The sequence below is a fragment of the Candidatus Dechloromonas phosphoritropha genome, from assembly GCA_016722705.1.
Taxonomy (GTDB): Bacteria; Pseudomonadota; Gammaproteobacteria; order Burkholderiales; family Rhodocyclaceae; genus Azonexus; species Azonexus phosphoritrophus.
In genome coordinates, this window is sequence record JADKGN010000001.1 from 1 (window position 1) to 21,731 (window position 21,731).

At 62.1% G+C, this 21,731-nt stretch carries 12 protein-coding genes and 1 pseudogene; 7 read left to right on the top strand and 6 right to left on the bottom strand.

Features of this window, described 5'->3' with window-relative positions; all coding sequences use genetic code 11:
* Positions 1–251: 251 nt before the first annotated feature.
* The 6 genes from IPP03_00005 to IPP03_00030 all read left to right on the top strand — a co-directional run bounded on the left by IPP03_00005 (position 252) and on the right by IPP03_00030 (position 13,268).
* Positions 252–3,104: an RHS repeat-associated core domain-containing protein gene (locus tag IPP03_00005; protein MBL0351164.1), complete on the top strand. Its 2,853-nt coding sequence runs from the start codon at positions 252–254 to the stop codon at positions 3,102–3,104.
* Between the two features lie 8 nt (positions 3,105–3,112).
* Positions 3,113–3,658 carry a hypothetical protein gene (locus IPP03_00010; protein ID MBL0351165.1) on the top strand — a complete coding sequence of 182 codons (546 nt, stop codon included), beginning with the start codon at positions 3,113–3,115 and terminating at the stop codon, positions 3,656–3,658.
* A 226-nt stretch (positions 3,659–3,884) separates the two neighbouring features.
* Positions 3,885–4,451 (top strand): peptidoglycan-binding protein, encoded by a 567-nt coding sequence (locus IPP03_00015; GenBank protein MBL0351166.1) that lies wholly within the window; start codon positions 3,885–3,887, stop codon positions 4,449–4,451.
* Positions 4,373–9,865, top strand: coding sequence for a hypothetical protein (locus IPP03_00020; protein MBL0351167.1), 5,493 nt, complete (start codon positions 4,373–4,375; stop codon positions 9,863–9,865). The genes IPP03_00015 and IPP03_00020 overlap by 79 nt, the downstream gene beginning before the upstream one ends.
* A complete protein-coding gene (locus IPP03_00025) occupies positions 9,808–10,350 on the top strand; it encodes a hypothetical protein (GenBank protein MBL0351168.1) in 543 nt (180 codons plus the stop codon). The genes IPP03_00020 and IPP03_00025 overlap by 58 nt, the downstream gene beginning before the upstream one ends.
* A gap of 17 nt (positions 10,351–10,367) precedes the next feature.
* The gene (locus IPP03_00030) at positions 10,368–13,268 is read left to right on the top strand and encodes a hypothetical protein (protein ID MBL0351169.1); all 2,901 of its coding nucleotides are present in this window, start codon (positions 10,368–10,370) and stop codon (positions 13,266–13,268) included.
* A 638-nt stretch (positions 13,269–13,906) separates the two neighbouring features.
* On the opposite strand, the gene IPP03_00035 is transcribed toward IPP03_00030, so the two are convergent.
* Complete coding sequence (locus IPP03_00035; protein MBL0351170.1) at positions 13,907–14,164, bottom strand: hypothetical protein; 258 nt, start codon at positions 14,162–14,164, stop codon at positions 13,907–13,909.
* A 116-nt stretch (positions 14,165–14,280) separates the two neighbouring features.
* On the opposite strand from IPP03_00035, the gene IPP03_00040 reads away from it, so the two are divergent.
* Positions 14,281–16,464: an ATP-dependent RecD-like DNA helicase gene (locus IPP03_00040; GenBank protein ID MBL0351171.1), complete on the top strand. Its 2,184-nt coding sequence runs from the start codon at positions 14,281–14,283 to the stop codon at positions 16,462–16,464.
* A 52-nt stretch (positions 16,465–16,516) separates the two neighbouring features.
* Here IPP03_00040 and IPP03_00045 read toward each other — a convergent pair.
* From IPP03_00045 to IPP03_00065, 5 genes and pseudogenes are all read right to left on the bottom strand, one after another.
* Positions 16,517–16,894 (bottom strand): annotated as a pseudogene (locus tag IPP03_00045) (Tn3 family transposase).
* A gap of 259 nt (positions 16,895–17,153) precedes the next feature.
* Complete coding sequence (locus IPP03_00050) at positions 17,154–18,272, bottom strand: site-specific integrase (protein ID MBL0351172.1); 1,119 nt, start codon at positions 18,270–18,272, stop codon at positions 17,154–17,156.
* A gap of 13 nt (positions 18,273–18,285) precedes the next feature.
* A complete protein-coding gene (locus tag IPP03_00055) occupies positions 18,286–18,756 on the bottom strand; it encodes a helix-turn-helix domain-containing protein (GenBank protein ID MBL0351173.1) in 471 nt (156 codons plus the stop codon).
* Between the two features lie 3 nt (positions 18,757–18,759).
* The gene (locus IPP03_00060) at positions 18,760–21,270 is read right to left on the bottom strand and encodes a hypothetical protein (protein ID MBL0351174.1); all 2,511 of its coding nucleotides are present in this window, start codon (positions 21,268–21,270) and stop codon (positions 18,760–18,762) included.
* Positions 21,271–21,358: 88 nt separating this feature from the next.
* Positions 21,359–21,652 (bottom strand): transcriptional regulator, encoded by a 294-nt coding sequence (locus IPP03_00065; protein ID MBL0351175.1) that lies wholly within the window; start codon positions 21,650–21,652, stop codon positions 21,359–21,361.
* Positions 21,653–21,731 lie beyond the last annotated feature (79 nt).

Genomic DNA, 21,731 nt, shown 5'->3' on the forward strand with positions numbered 1-21,731 from the left:
GCAGCGGGCGAGCACCCGCCTGATCTACGACCTTTATGCCTACCAGCGCACCAAAGCCGAGCCCCAGCCGCAAGCCCCCGGTCAGGTACGCCCTCGTCCGTGAACTCACGATGCCGACCTCACAGACGGCGCGCTCACCAAGGTCAGCACGCCTTCAGCTACTCCGACGGCTTCGGCCGCGAGATCCAGAAGAAGATCCAGGCTGAGCCGGGCCCCGTGACCGACGGCGGGCCCGTGGTCAGCCCACGCTGGTGGGCAGCGGCTGGACGGTGTTCAACAACAAGGGCAAGCCGGTCCGCCAGTACGAGCCCTTCTTCACCGACACCCATGTCTTTGAATTCGATGTCCGCCGCGGCGTCAGCCTGATCCTGTTCTACGACCCGGTGCAGCGCGTCGTCGCCACCCTCAATCCCAATCACACTTGGCAGAAAGTGGTGTTCGACCCCTGGCGGCAGGAGACCTGGGACGTCAACGACACTGTCCTGATCGACGATCCCAAGGAACCCAATGACGATCCGGATGTGGACAATTCAGATGTAGCGGACTACTTCCGCCGTCTGCCCGACGCGGACTACCTGCCGTCCTGGTATGCGCAGCGGGCCGACGGCGCGCTGGGTGCGCAAGAGCAGGCTGCCGCAACCAAGGCAGCCAGGCATGCCTTCACGCCGAGCGCCGCGCATGTGGATTCCCTTGGCCGTGCCTTTCTCACCGTCGCCCACAACAGACTCAAGCGCAGCGATACGCCAGTCAATGACCGCCCAGAAGAGGCCTTCCGCCGCACCCGCGTCGTACTCGATATCGAAGGCAACCAGCGTAACGTCATCGACGCGCTCGACCGCAGCGTCATGCGCTACGACTACGACATGCTCGGCAACCAGGTGCACTCGTGGAGCATGGATGCCGGCGAACGCTGGCTGCTCAACGACATTGCCGACAAGCCCATTCGCGCCTGGGACAGCCGCGGCTTTGCGCGGCGCCTGACCTACGATGCGCTGCGCCGCTCTACAGGCCTGTTCGTGACCGAAAGTGGCGTGGAACGACTGGCAGAGCGTACCGTATACGGCGAAGCCCTGGGAGCCGCGACCAACCACCGCGGCCGTGTGTCCCAGCAGTTCGACGCCGCCGGCGTCGTGACCAGCATCGGCTACGACTTCAAGGGCAACTTGCTCTCGAGCCAACGCGATCTCCTGCCGGACTACCAGTCCGGGGTCGACTGGTTGCAGGACCCCTCCGCAACCGCCGGCCGCTTCACTAGTAGCGGCACGTACGACGCGCTGAATCGCCCCGTCACGGCGACCTCGCCGGACGGCAGCGTGTATCGTCCCCAATTCAACGATGCCAACCTGCTCCAACAGGTCGACGTGCACCTGCGGGGTGCAGGTACGGCCACGCACTTCGTCACCAACATCGACTACGACGCCAAGGGCCAGCGCCAGCAGATCTCCTACTACAACGGAACGGTCGCGGCGTACGAGTACGATCCGCTGACCTTCCGCTTGATGCGCTTGAAGACGACGCGCCCCGCGGGCGCCGACACAACCGCCTCGCAGATCTTTGAGAGCCCGACCCTGGTGCAGGACCTGCGCTACGTCTACGATCCGGTTGGCAACCTCACCCGCATCCATGACGCGGCCCTGAACACAACGTTCCGCGATGGTCAGCAAATCGATCCGGCCGCGGGCTACGCCTACGACGCGATCTACCAGCTCATCGAGGCCACGGGCCGCGAGCACATCGGGCAGAGCGCCTTCAACTTCGATCCACCCGGCGGCGCCTGCCGCGACTACCCCTTCGTCGGCAATCGGGCGAACCCCAACGACCTGCAGGCGCTGCGCAACTACACCGAGCGCTACCAATACGACGCCGTCGGCAACTTCGAAACAATGGCCCACCTGGCGAGTGGAGCCGGCTGGACGCGGCGCTACGAGTATGGCGAACCAAGTCTGATTGAGGCGGGCAAACCGAGCAACCGGCTGAGCCAGACGACCGTGGGCAACGGATTCACTCAGGTCGAGCGCTACGCACACGACGCCCACGGCAACATGACGGCGCTGCCGCACTTGCCGTTGATGCGTTGGGACTACCGAGATCAGCTCATGGCATCCGCGCGCCAGGTGGTCAACGACGGTACACCGGAAACGACCTACTACGTTTACGATGCCGCGGGGCAGCGGGTGCGCAAGGTTACCGAGCGGTCGGCAAACGCCGGCGTAACCGCGGCGCGGAAGAATGAGCGCATCTATCTCGGCGGGTTCGAGGTGTATCGCGAGTACGACGGCGCTGGCGCTGCGGTTACGCTGGAGCGCGAGTCTCTGCACGTCATGGATGACCAGCAACGAGTGGCGCTAGTGGAGACGCAGACCGTTGAGGACGGTAGCGTGGTCCGGACGCCCGTGCCGTTGCAGCGGTACCAGTTTGGCAACCATTTGGGTTCCGCTAGCGTGGAGTTGGATGGGGGTGGGGCGCTGATTGGGTACGAGGAGTATCACCCGTATGGAACGTCAGCGTTTCAGGCGGGGCGCAGCGCCGCGGAGGTGAGCCTGAAGCGGTATCGGTATCCGGGGATGGAGCGAGATGAGGAGACGGGGCTCGCGTGCCACGGAGTGAGGTACTACGCGACGTGGTTGGGGCGGTGGGCGAGTGCGGACCCAAAGGGGGTAAATACGGGGATAAACCGCTATCGTTACGGAAGTGGAAATCCGGCGAATCGCCTCGACCCCTCCGGCCTAGAGGATGTTGCTTCGCAATCATGGACCGATTGGTTTCTGTCGTTCAACCCTTTCAGCAATATACCGCTTATGGACGCTACTAGAACCCTTGGGCCAGTGTATGGCGACCCGGTCCACCTCGATCCGGATGCGGTCAAAGAAGGACAGACTCGCACGGCAGAATCAGTTTCAGATGTCGGTTCCACCATCCTGGACATCGTCCTTAGCGTTGCGGGTTCTGGAATTGAACTTCCGATCGGACGAGGTTGGGGCGCTGCGGAACGTGGACCATCGATGTCACGGCACCAGTTGCGGAAGGTGTTGCCCGAACGGTGGTCGCATCCGAGGCGCGCAAGGGTGTGGAGGCGGCCAGCCTCTCGAGGGTCGACCCGTTAGCGAAAAAGTTGACCGATACGTTCTACAAGAACCTTGAGCGCGCAGCGGCACGTGCTGGTAACGAAGTAATCTCCACGGGCGCCGTACGGGGAATTGAGGGTGTCCCGGTGATCATGGCTCAAGGAGAAAGTGCCGAGGCTGCTGCGCAACTCAGGCACTTCTCCGAGGGCCAGGGATTTTCGTTTGCCATGGATCCTCGGAATCGGGAGTGGGTGGCGATTGCGACTGGCGAGGGGGCTGCGCCCACAGCTCAACTGCGATCGGGTCGTGTGATGCCCGCGGCACAGCGCAATGGAACTCATCTGGATGGTGCCAGCTTGCTCGCGCGCCGCCCCCTTACCCTCGAAGAGTCAAGAGCGGCCGGCTTGTTCGGCGGGGCGATCGTGATGCGGGCCGATAACACGATCGAACTTGGCGTCGCCTCTGGAGTGCTGAATAGGGCATACGTCAATGGCCCTGGAGGGGCGATGGGGCGAACACTTCCCGAAGCTGAGATCCAAATGATGACCGAGCTATTCGAAAGCATGGGGTTCCAAACAATTGTCAATAGGTAGTGGTGTTGCGATCACTTTATCAGGCTCAGAGCGAGCGATTCTGCAGGGGTCATCATGGCAAACCAAATTGCGATAGCAGAGAGTGCAATTCCCTTGAGTATCAAAGGGTCCAAGGTCGATTTGCTGTTGCCCGAAGCCCGATCACAGCTAAACCTTTATCCGCTAAAGCCAACCACGCCGCAGAACTGTAGCCCCACCGCAAGCAAGCCGACGAAAGGATCCCGTGATGAACAAGATCACCTTCCCTCTCAATCTCCAGGTGCAGGGCCCCGAAGTCGCTGACCTTCACGAGGCACTGGCATTGCTGGGCTTCGCGATCGCCAAGTCGGAACAGACCAAGCAGCGCTTCGGCCCTACGACTCAGGCCGCGCTGAGCAAATTTCAGACGGTGCAGAAGCTCGCCGCGACCGGCGAGGTCGACGCGGCCACCGCCGATGCCCTCAACGCGGTGCTGGCCGACATGGGTGCCTTCGATCCAGCGCCGGGCGGCGGCAACGATCCGCCCGTACCCAACATCCCTCCCGAAACTTCTCGGCTATTCAGCGTTCAGGGCGAGGTGGTCAAGCCGGATGGCGCGCCGGTGCCCAACCAGATCGTGCGCGCCTACGACCGGGCGCTGTGCGAATGGCGCCAGCTGGGTGACGCCGATGCCGTAGTCCGCACCAACGATCTGGGCCGCTATGAATTCACCTACGATCCGGCGCAGCTGACGCAGTGGGGAAGACTCGCGCCGACCTCAAGGTCGAGGTGCGCGATCCGACCGCCGACACCGTGCTCGCCGAGTCGCCGCTGATCCTGCGCGCGCTGCCGCATGAGACGGTGAATTTCTCGATTGGCAAGGACCCCTACCGTGGCCCTGACGAATTCAGCCGATTGCAGAAGACGCTCGCACCGATGCTCGGCGCGCATGACGCCGATTTGAGTTGCCTGCTGGTGTCGGACGTGCTGATTCTGGCCCGCGAGGCCGGCCTGGCCATCTCCAAGGTCGCCTACTATGTAAAGGCGCGGCGCTGGTCGGCAACGTTCGGCCTGCCCACTGCGCTTTTTTACGGCTTGTTGCGCGGTGGCGAGCCGACCCGCATCGACGCCTTGTTGGCCCGACCGCTGGAGCGTCTGTGGGCGCGACTGCAGGAAGCGAAATCGCGCAATTTCATCGGCCTCGCGCTGTCGCTCAATTTGCGTGGGCAACTGGCGCAGGTGCAACAGGGCTATCTTGCGCGGCCCGAGCATCCCTATGCGAAATTGTTGCAAACCACGGGGCTCGGCACCGACAAGCAGTCCACCTTCACCCGCCGGCTCACCACGGGCGATGCTTCGGGCGATGAGCTGTGGCAAGCCCTGCAAGTCGAAGACGGTTTCAGTGCCGGCGAGGTGGGCACACTGCAACAGACTTTCGAGCTGCAGGCCGTGGTCGGCGACAACACCAGCCTGAGCGGGGCCCTGCGCGGTGGCCTGGCAGTGCAGGCTGCGCGAGAGGTGGCCGCGTTCAGCCCCGAATATTGGCGCGACATGGTGTTGACCATCGCCACGGTGGAGTTTCCCGACGAGGTGCTGCCCGATGGCACCCCGGCACAGCGCAGGGCCGCGTACGCGCAGATGCTCTACCGCGAGGCGGAGCGGCGCTATCCGACCGCTTCGCTGACCGGCCAGATGACGCGAAATGCGCAGTGGGCGAGCCACCCGGCGCTTGGCTTCATGTCCGACAACCCGGACTTCGAATTCGGCGATTTGCGGCTGCTCAACTTCCTGCGCGAGAACCCTGGAGCACTTGACGCCGGGCAGGGCGAGGTTCGCGGCGACCTGTTGCGCATTGAGCAGCTCTTTCATCTGACCGCGCCGCAGGACAAGCTCGTCTCGATCCAAGCGATGTGGAATGCCGGGATGCGCTCGGCCTCCCAGGTCGCCGCGGCGGGCCGCGCCGGACTGGCGCGGCGCCTGGCTGGCACGGTCGACACCAAGACCGTTCAGCGCATGTACCGCAAGGCGGTGCATGTGACCTCGCTGGCGCTGAGCGTCTATCTGCGTTTCAACCCCAACCTGAATCGCCTGCCGCTCGCCACGCTGCGCTCGAATCAAGCGCCCGACGGGCAGGCGGCGACCACACAGGCCCTGGCGCGGTCGACCATCGCGCTGCCCGAATGGCAAGAGTTGTTCGGCTCACCCGACGCCTGTGAATGCTCGCACTGCGAATCGGCGCTCAGTCCCGCCGCCTATCTGGTGTCGATCATGGCCTTTCTTGAGTGCGCCGTGGATGCCGACGGCCACAACGCGCTGGACGAACTGCTCGCGCGCCGCCCAGACCTTGGCGCACTGCAGCTGAGCTGCGAGAACACTGAGACCTTGGTGCCACACATCGATCTGGCAATCGAGATCCTCGAATCCATCGTTGCCAGTGCCAACGGCCAGACACTGTCGGCCACCGATATCGGCCCCACGACCTGGGATGCCGACCTGCTCGCCGCGCAACCCGAATACCTGCGCACGGCGGCCTACGACATCGTGCGCCTCGCGCCCTACCCTTTGCGGAGCCTGCCATTCGACCTGTGGGCTGAGGAAGGCCGACGCTACCTGAAGCGCATGGGCATCGAGCGCGAGGAGTTGATGTTGGCCATGCCGGCGATGCCCGGCGTCGGTCCGCTGCAAATGGCCACCGAGGCGCTCGGCATGAGCCGCTTCGAGCGCGAACTGATTGCCCAGCCGAAAGTGGCACCCGCTGCATTGGCACCTCTGTGGGGCTACGACAGTGCTGCGAAGCTTGCCGCAGCAAAGCTTGGAACGGTGGCCAACCTGCTGGCGCGTGCCGACATCGACTACGACACCTTGCTGCGCCTGCTGAACACGCGCTACTTGAATCCAGCGCGATCGATCAGCATTCGCTTCGACGGCACACCCTGCTCGGTCGACGGCGCCGTGCTCATCGACGCGGCCGGTGTCGAACTAGCTGGAGCACCCTTGCGCACGATGCTCGACCGGTTGCACCGGTTCGTGCGTTTGCAGTCACGTCTGGATTGCGACGAATACACACTCGACTTGGTCATCCAGGCCCTGGGTGCCGGCGATTTCGATGCGCCGCACTTCTTCGAGAAACTCGCCGCCGTGCAAGCGCTGCGGCGCGACTTGCGTGTCGGACTCGCCGACCTGGGGAGTTGGTGGGGCGCCGCGCTCGACACCTTCATCTTTGAGGACGACCAGCCCTCGCAGTACGAGTCGATCTACCTCGACGAGGCGCGATTCCCGGACACACACTCGGGCACTGGCGTGGACCTGCGAAACGCCGTCTTCGCGCTGCGCGCGGACCGTGCCGATCTGGCGATCACGACCTCGGCCGACGCCAGCTTGAGCCCGTGGCTGGCCGAATCCGACAGCGCCGCTGAGCCGACTTACCTCCTCCAGGCCGACTACGGCGCGTACATCCAGAGCGCCACCCGTTTGACGGGCGACGATCTGCTGCTGCTGGTGGGCGCCATGCTACCCAAGGATGCCATCAGCGGGCATGTCGCACTCGACCTGGCGAATGTATCGCTGACCTATCGGATCGCTACGTTTGCTCGCGCATCGAAGCTCAGTGTCAAGGACTTCATTCGTCTGATCGCCTTGACGGGCCAGATGCCACTGCATGCGCCGTCTGTCGATGCCGGCCCGGTCGACACCCAGAGCTTCGTCGACGTGTTGCGCGAAATCCAGGCCGCCGAACATTCCGTCGAGCAACTGGCCTACCTGCATCTTCACGAGGCGCAAGCCGTGGCGGCGCTGGCGCCCGGCGCCGAGACCGCCGCGGCGTGGCTCGAGTCGATGGTCGAAAGTTTCAATGGCATCGTGCGCCTGGACGACGCCGGCTTGACTGACGAGCTGAAGTCCTCGCTGACCCAGTCTCTCGGTTCGACGCTGAGCTTGGACCCAGCCGCGCTGGACGCCTTGTTGTTCACAAACCGCCCTCGGTTGGGCGACGCGTTGTTGTCGCACGTGATCGTTGCCGCCAACCAGGGCGGTACGGACCTGCCGGTGCCAGTGGGCGAGTTCCCGGCCTTGTTCGATCAACTCAACAAGTTCAGTCTCGCGTGGAGCGGCTTGAAGCTCGATCTCGCGTTCTTGCCCTTCTTGCTGGTTACGGGCCCAAGAATGGGATGGGCAGACATTGCCGCGCTGCCGGTGACTGCTCCCCCCACGGCCGTATTCGACCCCTGGCGCAGATTGGTGTCCGCTGCGGCATTGCAGAACTCAACCTTCACGCCAGAGGAGTCACTGTTTGCCTTCATCGAGCAAGCCATTGCGCAGTCGATTGATCCCGCGAGCTTCTTGCTCGACGACTTTCTGGCACAACTCAGCGCGTGGACCGCATGGCCCCTGGCCGACGTCACCTATCTGACAGGGTCGAGGGGCTTCAATCTCGCCCTGCCCTCAGCCATGCGCGACGAGCGCGCGTTGCTCGCCATGAAGGAGGTCTTCGATCTGATCCGGACCTCGGGCGTGAGCGTGGCGCAGGCCCACAGCTGGACGATCGAGGAGCTCGGGTACGTGCAGACGCAGGCGATCAAGCAAGGCCTGTCCCCTGCGTTCGCCCCGGAGCGGTGGCTCGATGTGCTGGGCACGATCCAGGACCAATTGCGCACGCTCAAGCGCGATGCCTTGCTCGGCCAGGCATTGAACCATCTGGGCATGAAGGACGCCGAGGCGTTTTACGCCCAGTACCTGATTGATCCGGCAATGTCGCCGGCCGACCGCACCTCGCGCATCGTGCTGGCGCATTCGGCGGTGCAGTTGTTCGTGCAGCGCATCCTGCTGAATCTGGAGCGCTACAAATTCGATAAGGCCGACGCGACGGCCTGGCAGTGGCAGCAGAACTACCGTGTCTGGGAGGCGGCGCGGCGGGTCTTCCTGACGCCCGAGAACTGGCTCGAGCCGGAGTGGCGCGACGACAAGTCAGCCTTCTTCCGCGAACTCGAAGACGCCCTGGACCAGGAGGATGTGACGGCCGAATCCGCCGAACGCATCTATGTCGACTACCTTCGCAAGGTCGACCAGGTGAGTCGGCTCGAGATTCTCGGCAGCTACGAGGAATCGTGGACCGCCGGCGATACCGATACCGTCCATCTGCACGTCGTAGGCCGCACGCAGGAGGTGCCGGCAGCCTACTTCTACCGACGGCTGGAAGACCATCTGCACTGGACGCCATGGGAGCGCATCCAGCTCGACATGTCTGGCGACCACCTCGTTCCGGTCGCCTACAACGGCAAGCTCTACCTCTTCTGGCCCGAATTCAAGGTCACCGATTCGAACGATCCAACGGCTATGGAGCAAACGATGGATAAGGTCGCCGCCGCGCAACAGGATATTGCCGATGTCCAGAACGATATCGACGCCAAGAAGCGGGAGATCAAGCAAAACGACGACCCCGAGGAACTCCCCTCGTTAGCGGCCGATCTCCTGGCGCTTGTCGACGAGCTGCGCATTGCGCAGGGTGCATACGACAAATTTGTTGACCCGGACGGCACGGTGCATGTCGACCCTGATATTGAGAATCCCGTGCGCTTCGATGTCGAGCTGGGCATGTCCTGGTGCACCCTCGGACCAAATGGAACCTCGCCCAAGCAGAGTGCTCGCGAGAAACTCGTCTATCAAACCAACGTCGACCCCGAGTGGCACTATTTCAGTGGCTGGGTCAGCGGCGACAACCTGCTGCGCATTGCGGTACGGTCGTCGCATTCTTCAGAGCCCGACATTGGCTATTTCTATCTCGACAACCTCAATGGTGAGTTACATGCCAGCACGTTCCTGAGCGGCGCGCCGGTCGGCGACGTGTCGATCACGGGCGCGTCGCAGAGCTTTCAGTCCCTCAACCTTATCTATTTCACCGACGGAATATCGCGACTGGAGTTGCAAATTGCGGGCGACCCATGGCTGGGCGAGATGGTGAAGGAAGAAGCCCGATCCGCAGCTGCGGGCCTCAGGGCCGTCGAGACAAACGTCGGCAATATGGACATGTTGTCGGTGCCTCGAATACCGCAAATTCGCACGCTGTTCAATACCCTGACCGACGGCTACGGCCGCGTTCACTATCTCCATCAGCTGGGGTTGGGGGCACCGAGGCGGCACCGTTCTTTTTTTCCAGCAATCTGGGCTGCTACTTTGCTCAGCAGGAGTCCGTGCCGGTGCGGCCGATTTTCCAGGTCGCTGCAACAAGCGCATCGCCCGGCTCGGTTCGCCTGATGGCACCGGTGCCGTCGGCCCGTGCTGCGGTTGTCGAGGCCGACGCGCACTATCAGTCGAACGGCACCCAGATCATCGACCGAGGCCTCGGCAGCGCGGCCGGCACCACGTTGCAATCGAATACGACGCTGGTGAACAGCATCCTCGTCGACGACAAGGAACCCATTGTGTTAGCCGGCACCGACCTGTTGGAGACCACGACGAAGTACCGCTTCACGCAATTCGCCGACCCGAACAGCAGCCTGTTCTTACGCCAGGTGTGGCGCCACGGCGTGACCGGCTTGCTCAGTCCTGACCCATTGGACGACGAGGATTCGGAAACTCTCTATCGGCAACTTTTGCCGCTCGACGGTTTTGATTTTGCAGCGTCCTACGAGCCCAACACCGCTTGGGTGGCCACGCCATACCCCAAGGGCGAGATCGATTTCGACGACAGTTCGCCCTGCGCATGGTCGAACTGGGAACTCTTTTCCATATCCCGATGACCATCGCGACCCGGCTGATGCGCAACGAGCGCCACGCCGAAGCGCGACTATGGATGCAGCACATCTTCGACCCAACTGCCGCCGACGACGCCGGCCCCGAGGGCTTCTGGAAGATCAAGCCCTTCTACGAGGAGCAGCAGGGTGGGGCCGTGCAGTCGCTCGACGAATTGCTGACAACTGGCAATAGCGCCTACGAGCAGCAGGTCGAGGCCTGGGTAGCCGATCCCTTCCAGCCCCACGTGATTGCCAGGTTGCGCATTTCGGCCTACATGCAATTCGTCGTGATGCGCTACCTGAGCTCGTTGATCGGCGAGGCGGACCTGCTGTTCCGCCGCGACACGCGCGAATACATCGATCAAGCGCGGCAACTCTATGTGCTGGCCAGCAGCATCCTGGGCGAACGACCGATCATGCTGCCGGCGCAGGAGACATTCATCACAACGCCGAACCTGCTGCTGAACCGGTTCCGATTCGACTGGAACGGGCTGGCAGGCGGCAATCCACTGGACTCGCTGACGTCGTGGCTTTCGGTGGGTTTGCCTGGGGCTTCGACAACACCGAAGAGGAGCATCGGCTTGGCAAGTGGCGGGCTGACCGTCGATGCCACGGGTGCTGGCGGTGCCTTGTCCACCTCATTCGGCGGGACCGGGCACGCTGTCACGCTGGGCAGCGCCAGCGGGGTGGATACCTTGTTGCTGATGTGCATCCCGCACAACGATGTCCTGTATGGCTACTGGGACCTGGTCGCCGATCGTCTGTTCAAGATCCGGCACAGCATGAATTTGAGCGGCCAGGTCAGGCAGCTTGCGCTGTTTGCGCCGCCAATAGACCCTGCGTTACTGGTACGTGCTGCCGCCGCGGGCCTGGATATCGAGGCCGTTCTGAGCGGGCAGTTTGCGCCGCGCTCGAACTACCGGTTCGCCTTCATGTTGCAGAAAGCCCTGGAGCTTTGCGGCGAAGCGCGCAATTTGGGCCAGATGCTGCTGGCCGCTCTCGAGAAGCGCGATGCCGAGCAACTCGGCGTGTTGCGCAGCACACACGAGCTTGGGCTGTTGGCGGCGATTCGCTCGCTCAAGACGAAGAGTGTCGATGAGGCAGATGCCTCGCTGGCGAGCCTTGTGGAGAGCCGAGAAGCGGCGCAGTTCAGGATCGAGTACTACTCGGGCCTGGAAAGGGTCAACGCGGGAGAGCAGAAGAGCCTCGATGCTTTGGAGAAGGGCCGAGTTTTCCAGATCGCGGCCGAGATCGCCGAGACGTCGGCAGGCCTCTTGAATCTTTTGCCAAATATATCGATCGGCTTCGCACCCCCAGCTCCTCCATCGACATCGATTTCCTTCGGCGGCTCGAATCTCGGTGCTGCGGTGCAAGCCACCGCAAGTGCGGCCAGGGCGCTTGCAAACGCCAAGACCTACGAAGCTTCGAAGGCCAGCACGATGGCGGGATACGGCCGCCGGTCGCGCGACTGGCGCTTCCAGGCCGATCTGGCACGGCGCGACGTCAAACAATTCGACAAGCAGATCCTGGCTGCCGAGATACGCAAGCAGAGTGCCGAAACCGATCGTGACAATCACGACAAGCAGATTGACCAAGCCAAGCAGGTCGATGAATTTCTCAAGCTCAAGTTCAGCAACCAGCAACTCTACGGCTGGATGGTTTCCAAGCTGGCGTCCGTGCATTTCCAGGCCTATCAGATGGGCTACCAGATGGCCGTGCAGGCCGAGGCCGCATTCAGAGAGGAGTTGGGCCCCGCCGAACAATCGATGTCGTTCATCAAGTTCGACAACTGGGACAGTCTCAAGAAGGGGCTGCTCGCCGGGGACCTGCTGTGCCAGCAGCTGCGCCAAATGGAAGTTGCTCACATTGCCGCCAACAAGCGCGAGCTCGAGATCACGAAGCACATCTCCCTGTTCCAGCTCGATCCGACCGCTCTACTGGCACTCCGCGAAACCGGCAGTTGCGATATCCATATCCCCGAGGTGTTGTTCAACATGGATTTCGCGGGCCACTATTTCCGCCGCATCAAGTCGGCGCGCATCTCGATTCCCTGTGTGGTCGGCCCCTATACCAACGTCAGCGGCGTCTTGACGCTGACCGAAAGCTGGACAAGAAGGAACGCGAATCTCGCCGACCCGACTCAGCCGGAACGTGACCTGACGGTCTCCCCGCAGACCGCCATCGCGACCAGCAGCGCCAATCAGGATGGTGGCGTATTTGAGCTCAGCTTCAGCGATCCGCGCTACCTTCCATTCGAAGGCGAAGGGGCCGTCAGCACCTGGCGGCTGGAACTCCCGAGCGCCGTCCGAGCCTTCGACTATGACACCATCACCGACGTAATCCTGCATTTGAGCTATTCGGCACGTGATGGGGGTGCCACAGTGCAGGAAGACGGGGCCACCAGCTTCAAACAGGCGGTGAGCGAAGGACTGACTGCCGCGCTGAACGACCTGAAATCGCTGCTCGAACAACCGGATGTGAGCTTGTCGCGCCTCTTCAGCCTGCGCCAGGAGTTCGCCGCCGAGTGGAACCGCCTACTCTTTCCGGGCGAGGGCCAGCCGCAAACGCTGACCTTGAGTCTGACCAAGCGGCATTTTCCGAAGTACCTGGATTATGTCTGGCTGGATTCGTCAGCTGCACCCATCGTTTTGGTGGTCGACTCACTCAACGTCTTCCTCAACCCCGCCCTCGATCACCCGATCGACGCGGCGGGCGTCGTCTTCAAGGTCAACAATTCGACGGCCAGCGATAGCGACCCACCGGGACTCATCGAGTTCGAAGCGGTGTCCGGCCTGTCCGGCAACACTATTGACAACTTGGCGGGGCTGACTCTCACGCTCACGATCAACAATGGCACATTGCTTCCAGAGGCGTGGAAGGATATGTACTTCCTCGTGAGATATCGCGTGAACATAGGCGGCTAGCCTGAACGCCAGACCAACGCGCGCTCCCATGGCAGCAGACATGGGAGCGCGCCGCGGTACCCGGGGCCGATCAAAACGGGCAGGTAGAAGCAGACTCCCGGCAAACCGTCGCAAGCGGGCGCGATACTGGCATGTTCCTCGATCCGAGCACATTCCAGGCAAGGAAAGGTGCCGAATCTCTTTGCGGCACTCGCAAGCTGGCCGCTACAGGCGGCCATCGCGTTCGGCGATACTGCAAGGAGGGGGAGACGCGCGGACCCAAAGCGATGCTTGCCGTCACGCGCATCGTCCTGCAGGTGGTCGGAGCGTATCTGTGGGGAAGAACCCCAGGGCGCCGGTTCCGCGGCTCCTGGGCTCAGTGGTCTTTGCTCAAGGGTCCGGAGCGTCGCCGGCGCACCACATCTTTTCGGGTGCTCCATCATCGACGACGTACGATGCCGCGGCGATGACACGTCCAAGACATCGTGATCTGTTGCGTGCGACGGTCGGCAATGGTTAGATGGACGGTCATTACGGTTTCAAAGTCGGATGTCCGTTGTTGGCCGAAAGTGTGAGTACGGCCAAGCTACCAGAAAGCCGACGTCGGCAGTAGGCACTCCGATCCCTGGAAGGTGAGAGACAACTTCGATAATCGTGCATTATTTCGGCAGATGCCGCCATTCCCACGGTGGCACAGGATCTTTCTCCGACCACAGCCCTGCTTTCTTGGCTTTGGCCTCGGTTTCAGCGAATTCATAGCGGTGACGATCCGCTTCGCTTTGCTCCTTGGCATATTGACGATACGCTTCGTCGATCAGACGACTGAGCAGCAGGTCGCTTTCATCGACCAGTTTCGGTTTGTGCTGTACATAGACCGTGGCGCGGGAGACACCGGCCAGAACGCATTGCTGTGGCACCTCGCACCCTTATGCGCAGACCGGGCTACACTCGTTTGTCTTCTTGCTGAAACTGCTATGTCAGTAATGATTTCCCTGCAACACCGCACCTGCAGCCCGATCCAGCGCCGTCCTCAATGACCAATTCCCCCGCCCCTGAACTCGACCGCTTGGCTGGTCTGGTTGAACGTGTTACCTACCACAACGAGGAGAACGGTTTTTGCGTGCTTCGCCTTAAGGTGAGGGGTGAGCGAGAACTGATCACCCTGATTGGTCATGCGCCCGCTGTATCTCCGGGTGAATACGCCTCTGCTTCCGGTCACTGGATCACCGATCGCGAACATGGCCGACAGTTCCGCGCGGTGTTCGTCAAGATCTCTCCGCCAACCACCCTGACCGGCATTGAGCGTTACCTCGGTTCGGGCATGGTCAAAGGCATCGGCCCGGTCTATGCCGGGAAACTGGTCAAAGCGTTCGGTGCATCCGTCTTCGACATCATCGAGCAGTCACCGCAACGGCTTCGTGACATCGCTGGCATCGGAGAAGTTCGCGCCAGAAAAATCACCTCCGGCTGGGCCGACCAGAAGATCATTCGCGGCATCATGGTCTTCCTGCATGCGCATGGTGTCTCCACTTCCCGCGCAGTGCGCATCTTCAAGACCTATGGCCACGACGCAATCGACATCGTCCGCGAGAATCCTTACCGACTCGCGCGGGACATTCGCGGCATCGGATTCCTTTCGGCAGATACCATTGCCCAGAAGATCGGCATAGGGAAGGATTCTCCTCTGCGGGCTCAAGCCGGGATTTCCTATGCGCTCAGCGAAGCCTCTGGGCAGGGCCACTGCGGATTACCCTATGCCGAACTGGTGCCTTTGGCGGTGAAACTCCTCAATATTTCAGAATCCATCATCGAAACGGCCATCGCGCGGGAGATCGAGACCAAGGAACTGGTTCCCGACACCGTCGATGCTCAGCCCTGTGTGTTTCTGGCCACTCTTTACGCGGCAGAGCAATCCATCGCTGCTCAGATCGAGCGTCTGATTGGCGATACGACGACGCTGCCATCCTTCGATGCGGAGAAGGCTATCCCTTGGGTTGAGCAGAAACTCTCCATCCAGTTGGCGGATAGCCAGAAGGCGGCAGTACGCCTCGCACTCCCTGCCAAGTTCCTGGTGATTACCGGCGGGCCAGGGGTGGGCAAGACGACCCTGGTCAATTCCATCCTGACCATCATGAACGCCAAGGGTGTAAAGCCGCTGCTCTGCGCACCCACTGGGCGAGCAGCCAAGCGACTCTCGGAATCCACTGGCATCGAAGCAAAGACGATCCATCGCTTGCTGGAAGTCAATCCGATCAATGGTCAGTTCAAGCGCAACGCTGACAATCCGCTGGAATGCGATCTCCTGATCGCTGATGAATGTTCGATGATCGACGTGCCGTTGGCAAACCAACTGTTCAAGGCAGTGGCGACTTCCACCGCTGTGATCCTGGTGGGGGACGTGGATCAACTGCCTTCGGTGGGCCCCGGACAGTTTCTGGCCGATCTGATCGACTCCGGCGCGGTGCCTGTCATTCGGCTGACAGAGGTGTTCCGCCAGGCGGCCGCATCGCGCATTGTGCGTATTGCCCACCAGATCAACCAGGGCATCTACCCTGACTTCCCAGCCAAAGGCGAGGTCTCGGATTTTTACTTTGTCGGTGCCGAAGACCCAGAGGCCATCGCCCAAACCGTGGTTGATCTGGTGCAAACGCGCCTACCCAAGAAGTTTCGCCTTGATCCGGTGCGTGACATTCAGGTGCTGTGCCCGATGAACCGGGGGATCACCGGTGCTCGCGGCATCAACCAGTCCCTGCAGGCAGCCCTCAATCCTCCTGGCGAACACAGTGTCGATAAATTCGGCTACCGCTTCAGCGCTGGCGACAAGGTGATGCAGATCGAGAACAACTATGACCGGGATGTCTATAACGGCGACATCGGCTTTGTGACCAGCGTCAATCTCGACGATGCCGAACTTGCCGTTGAGTTCGATGGGCGCGCGGTGAGCTATCCGTTCGGGGAACTCGATGAACTGGTGCTCTGTTACGCAACGACAATTCACAAATCACAGGGCTCAGAATATCCGGTGGTGGTGATTCCCGTATCGACCCAGCACTACATGATGCTCAAGCGCAATTTGATCTACACAGGGATCACCCGTGGCAAGAAGCTGGTTGTGCTGGTCGGCCAGAAACGCGCTCTGGCCATGGCGGTCAAGGGGAAACAGGTCGGACGACGCTGGTCGAAGCTGAAAGAACGGCTGGTCACGGCGAAAAGGTAGCCGCCCATCAGCACCCTATCGGGGTTGTAAGCCGGAATCCCAGAAATTTCCGTCACCCCAGCTCCAGTCCGGCCACGAGCGCGTCCAGGTCGATCACCTTGCCGTCGCTCTGGAAGGTGTAGTGCCCATTCAGCAGGATATGTCGCCACGCCGCTGGCGATATCTGGGTGATGAGCGGCAACGCCTTGGCGTTGCCGCTGGCCTCGAATTTCGTCAGCCACCGCGATAGGATGGCCGAGTGGTAGAAGATGATCGCATTAGCAATCAGCCGCGCGCACTGGTTGCTGGTCTCGATTTCGATGTCGGTGCGCCTGGTCAGTTCTTTCTTGCCGCCGACCTGCGCGATGGCTGAGCGTAGCTGGTGATAGGACTCGATGCGGTTCTGCGAACGGTGCACGTTGCGCTCCAACAGCGGATCGCGCAGGTACCTGCCGCTCGTAAAGCTCGATCCTTAGAGCCTTCTACGGCCGGTTGTGGCCGGGTGTGATCATCTGACTAAAACAGTCTGGCGTCTCTTCAATCTGCTTTGCCGACCCTGATCAGGTGCGTCCTGACGGGCTGGTATAGGCCATGCTGCCGCCCATCGGTTAGCAGCACATCCTCGATTTTGCGAAACAGATTCAACCGTCGTCGTTCAGGTCATCTTGACGGATATGCAGGCCGCCGGGCTCAGCGTCTCGTATGTCTGATCAGGTGCTATCGACCAGCGTCCCCATGCCCGAATCGCGCAGCTCACGGGCCAGCGCCTTGGCAAGCACGCTGACATCTGACTGCGCGGCGAGTTGTGGCGTCCCCAAACCACGAATGATCTCGCCCTGCCGGCGGTTCTCGACCTGACCATAGCTCAGAAAGGTCGTCAGCACCTTTTCATGGCCAAGATTCTGGCTCCAAGCCTTGAAATCCTCCGGGGTCTTGCAGACCGACTGTCCGAACCGAACGAGAGTATTTCTAAGGCTGTGCGGGTTGAAGTAGGGCAGGCCGGCGCCGGCAAAGGCATCCCTGAAGATCGTGCGAATTCGCGCGGCGCTGCTCCAATGTGCCCGTTTCAGGCCGACCGCTTCAAACTGCCGAGAGTCACCCAGTGCAATGTCCGTGGCCGGGAAGAGCGGATCGTCATTGCCCCAGAGCTTCTCCGCCTGAAGAAACGCCACCCACTCCTCGACAATTCGGCGAATCTCGTCCCCAACCGGGAAAAAGTACGTTGTGAAGGTTTTGCTGAATTTGGTCCGAACCTCTCGCGCATCTTGATGGACGCAACCAGCAGCGAGGTCGACGTGCTTCAGCTTCAGCGAGGCGATGGCGCTGTCCCGTGCGCCGGTCAAGAGCGTGAACGCGATGAGGGCGCGGTCGCGGCGCTGGATCGCGCTCTCGGCCGGCATCATGGCGATGACATGCTTCACCTGTTCCACAGTCGGCCCCGCCTGCTCCCGTCTGGCCGTCGCAACGCGCACGTCCTTTTCCGACAGGTTGAAATACTCCGCGTCGGAATACTGAAGGCGCGACTTGTAGCCCGGTTGCCCAGCGAGCCAGTGGAAGAATCGTTTGACGTGCGCGAAGGTGGCGTTCAGGGTTGCCTTGCTCAGCTTCTCGCCGGATCGTTGCCCCTTTTGCTCGACCATGTGCTTCTTGAATGCAATGGCCTGCTCGAAGTGAAACGCCTTGAAATCACGGTGCTTGGTATCGGCCTCGAACTTGGCTAAAGCGTTCGCGACTGCGTCAACAGTCGGCTCGCTGTGGCCCTTCGCCTCCTTCAGATAAGCGAAGTACCGGCGCTTGATCCGTTCGTTGTTGGCGTTGTGTTTCGTCATGCTTTGATGCTCCCTATCTGAAGTCACTGTTCACGGAGGGCTGTTGGCTCTCGCCTATGTGTCGCAGTGCTTGCGGAAACGTGATGTCCAGTTTCCCGCGAACCTGCGCCAACTTGGCCAAACTGACGCGCCGATAGATGATCGTTTCGCAATCCGGGCAGATCGCGATCAGGTTCCCCTGGGTTGCGGTCAGGGCTTCGTAATCCGCCATTGACCCGGCTGGCGCTTTCGGCGCGCGGCAGCGCACGCAATAGATTTCGCCCGGCTGGCAGGTCCGCTTGTTCTTTGCCCGTTGCGCCTGAAGGAAGGTAACCAGGTCGCGCCCGAGGATCAGCATCGGTCGCCGATCATCGCTGGTCGCGAGTCCTCGCTTGACCCACGCCCGCACGGTATTGCGGTGCACACCAAAAAGCGTGGCGATTTCTTCCACGGTGTAATTGCGGTGGATCTTGGCGAGGCGGGGGTTCGGGTGACGCTTGCTCATAGATCAACTCCGAAGTGCAGGGGAGCCGCCGCGACTGGCGCGTGCATAGTCGTTGTCGGCAGTGCCGCTGACACCTTTTCCGCCCGGCTGACTGGAAAGCGATGAAACCAACGAAACCGATTCCATCACTTCGATGCGCCAACGTTCCGCCGATCCGTTGCCGGTTGCGCGCACGATGCGCATGCCATCGACGATCCGGCCCGCGTGCCGGCGAATCCACCAGCCCAGCTTGCGCCGGTTAATCTCGCCGCGCTCGTCGGCGATGTCGTGCAGGACTTCGCGCAGTTCCGCGTGTTCGTCATGCAGCGCGTGCGCCTGCCTGACGGCATCTCGCACCATCGCCGGTGTCTTGCCGAACCCCGCGAACCAGGCATTCAGCAGCCGTGCCAGCGTTTCCCGGTCGGGGTCTTCGGCCATTGCCTGAAAGATCGAGGCCGTCGGGTCGCCACAGCCCAGCCACATCAGCGGCTGCCGGCAGAGGTCGGACCAGTCGCCGTAACTCGCGAGCGACTTGCACTCGGTCCTGGGCCGGCCGGCGATGATCCAGGCGCGAATGATCGTCAAGGCCGCCGACACATAACGCCCGCGTTCGCGCAACACGTCACGCACGAGATCGGGCCGGGTGAACGTGCGTGCCGCCGGCACTTCGCAGTCGGGGGCCAGATGGATGGAGATGCAACGTCGCGTCATGTCCTGCACCGGCCCGACATTGTTGCCGCTGGAAAGGAACAACGCGCGCGTGTTGACCGTGGCGGTCTTGGAAACGCCAAGGATGCGCCCGCTCATGTGTTCCGAAGTCAGCGCTGTGCACAGGCTCTTGTGCGCCACCAGGTCACCGGTGAGATTGTCGAACTCGACCACGGCCGGGCCGCGCAACAGCTCGGCGAGCAGCAGTTTGCGACACTCCTCGTCATCGGCCGGGAAGGTCGTCGGCGTGCCGCGCTGCGGCGTGGCGAATGCCGTGATCAGTTCGCACAGGTAGGACTTGCCCGAGCCCACCATGTGCGCCCGCACATGAAACATCGGCGCCACCGGCAAGCTGGCGCGGATGGCAGCGGTGAGCAGGGCTGTCAGCGCCGCCGCGCGATCGGTCTCGCCGGCGAAACTGAACTCGGCCAGCAGGTCTCGAAGCTGCGCCAGCGCCGCTTCGGCCATCGCACGGGTTGGTTTGTCCGCAAAGGCAAACGCACGCGCATCGAACACGCCGAACATACCCGTGGTGGCATCGTAGCCGGCCGCCATCATCAGGCTGCCGTCGGGGCGCAAATAAGGCTGGCGTGCCAAGCCAGCGAGCACCGGCAGATGCGGGTAACTCGTCGAATCGAACAGCACCGCCGCATGTCTGGCCGGAGGGTCGGTGCGTACCCAATCCTGAGCGCGGGCGTCATAACGTTCCCACAGTGCGGCTCCCGCGAGCGAGCGCACCAGCGCCGGCTGCGAGACATCCTGAATCCGTGTTTCGCGGGTGCCGGGATCGGTCACCACCGTGACAATCAATCCGCCGCGCTGGTAGTGCCGCCGCGATTGCGCCAGTTCCCGCTCGGCCACATCGACCACGCGGTGGATTTCGCCCGCGACAACCCGAATCGTCGATTTCATTCGTGCCGCGTTGACCTCGACATTCAGAAAGGCGAGCAGATCGCGAATGTGTCGCTCGGCACAGTGGCCGTGCAGACACTTGAAGCCGCCGATGGGCCAGTTGTCGTCGGGCTCGAAATAGGCCGTGCCGCCATCCGCCGCGCCGGTGTGCGCCTCGACCCAGGGACAGGTGATATCGTACTTGCCGTCGCCCAGCGGAACTTTATACAAGCCCCGCTCACGCAGGACGACCAGAACGGCGTTTTCTTCCGGGCGCGGAATCCACACCGCCTCGCCGTCGTCCGGCCGCGCCTGCGGTGCGCGTGTTGCCTGACGCGTGGGGCGTTCGGTCCGCATCGATTCAAGTTGCAGGCCAGTGACCAGTTCCTCGACCGAATAGCGCAGATCGGGCGCCCATGTCAGCAGCCGACAGGGGAAGGGTGGCGCATGTTTGCCATTGACCGCCATCGGCAACCGCGCCAGCCGTGCGCGTGGGCCATTGGCGCCGGGGTCGCACAAACCGGCGGCGACGATTGCATTCATCAAACGGTCGGCGAGCAGCCCGTCGGCCAAGGGTTCGCGCAGCAGGTAGCCGGCCTGATGGTTGCCGGGCGAGGTTTCCAGCATCCAGGTCGGCGGCAGTGTCACGCGCTCCAGTGGCACCTTGCCGCCCACGTCGTCGAGCATCACCGCATGCAGCGCGACGAACTGCGCTTTGCGCCGCCGGTACGCGCCGGTCTCATTCGGGCGGAAGGTGCCCAACGAAAAGTAGTTGTTGGCAGCGGACGGCAGGGCGATCTCGCCGTCCGTCCAGCGCCGGCTCTTCCAGGCGGACGCTGGCATGCTCGCCGGGTTGCCGACGAAACTGCTCACCACCGGCGCCACGTCTGGAGCTAGGCAGGCGAACAGTGTGTGCAGGAACGCATCGTTGCTCACAACGGGGGCTTCAGCGGTTTCGCCGGTTTTATCGGTTTCCACGAGAGCGAGCGAATAATCTGTCGCGGGGGCGTTCATCATTGCCCCGTCAGATTGCCGTCTTGCGCGCCGCTTCGAGCTTCACCACCAGCGCGCGGATATCGTCGTCAGTCTTCCCGGCAATGCGGGCCGCATTCAGCGCCTCGACCTCGTTGTCAGGTGTGCCAGTCGCCCGCAATCCGATCAATACCGGTTTGACGAAGAGCCCGGCCTTGATGTCCGCGTAATGTGAACTTCGCGACCTGCCGCGACGTTTCAGTACCGCGGGGAGTCGAAGGAGGGTTATTTGCCCTGTGGGGAAGTTTGCCGCTTGGCGGTCTTTGGGGGGGTTGGAGGTGAACATGTCTGTCCTTTGTAGGGTCTTGCGGCACGTTGCCGCACAACCCTACGCATGACATGTCATGCCGCTGCTCACCAACCCA

Coding starts and splice junctions, on each gene's coding strand:
- IPP03_00050 (MBL0351172.1), bottom strand. CDS start 18,272: ATGACGAAACACAACGCCAACAACGAACGGATCAAGCGCCGGTACTTC.
- IPP03_00040 (MBL0351171.1), top strand. CDS start 14,281: ATGACCAATTCCCCCGCCCCTGAACTCGACCGCTTGGCTGGTCTGGTT.
- IPP03_00055 (MBL0351173.1), bottom strand. CDS start 18,756: ATGAGCAAGCGTCACCCGAACCCCCGCCTCGCCAAGATCCACCGCAAT.
- IPP03_00030 (MBL0351169.1), top strand. CDS start 10,368: ATGCGCAACGAGCGCCACGCCGAAGCGCGACTATGGATGCAGCACATC.
- IPP03_00065 (MBL0351175.1), bottom strand. CDS start 21,652: ATGTTCACCTCCAACCCCCCCAAAGACCGCCAAGCGGCAAACTTCCCC.
- IPP03_00015 (MBL0351166.1), top strand. CDS start 3,885: ATGAACAAGATCACCTTCCCTCTCAATCTCCAGGTGCAGGGCCCCGAA.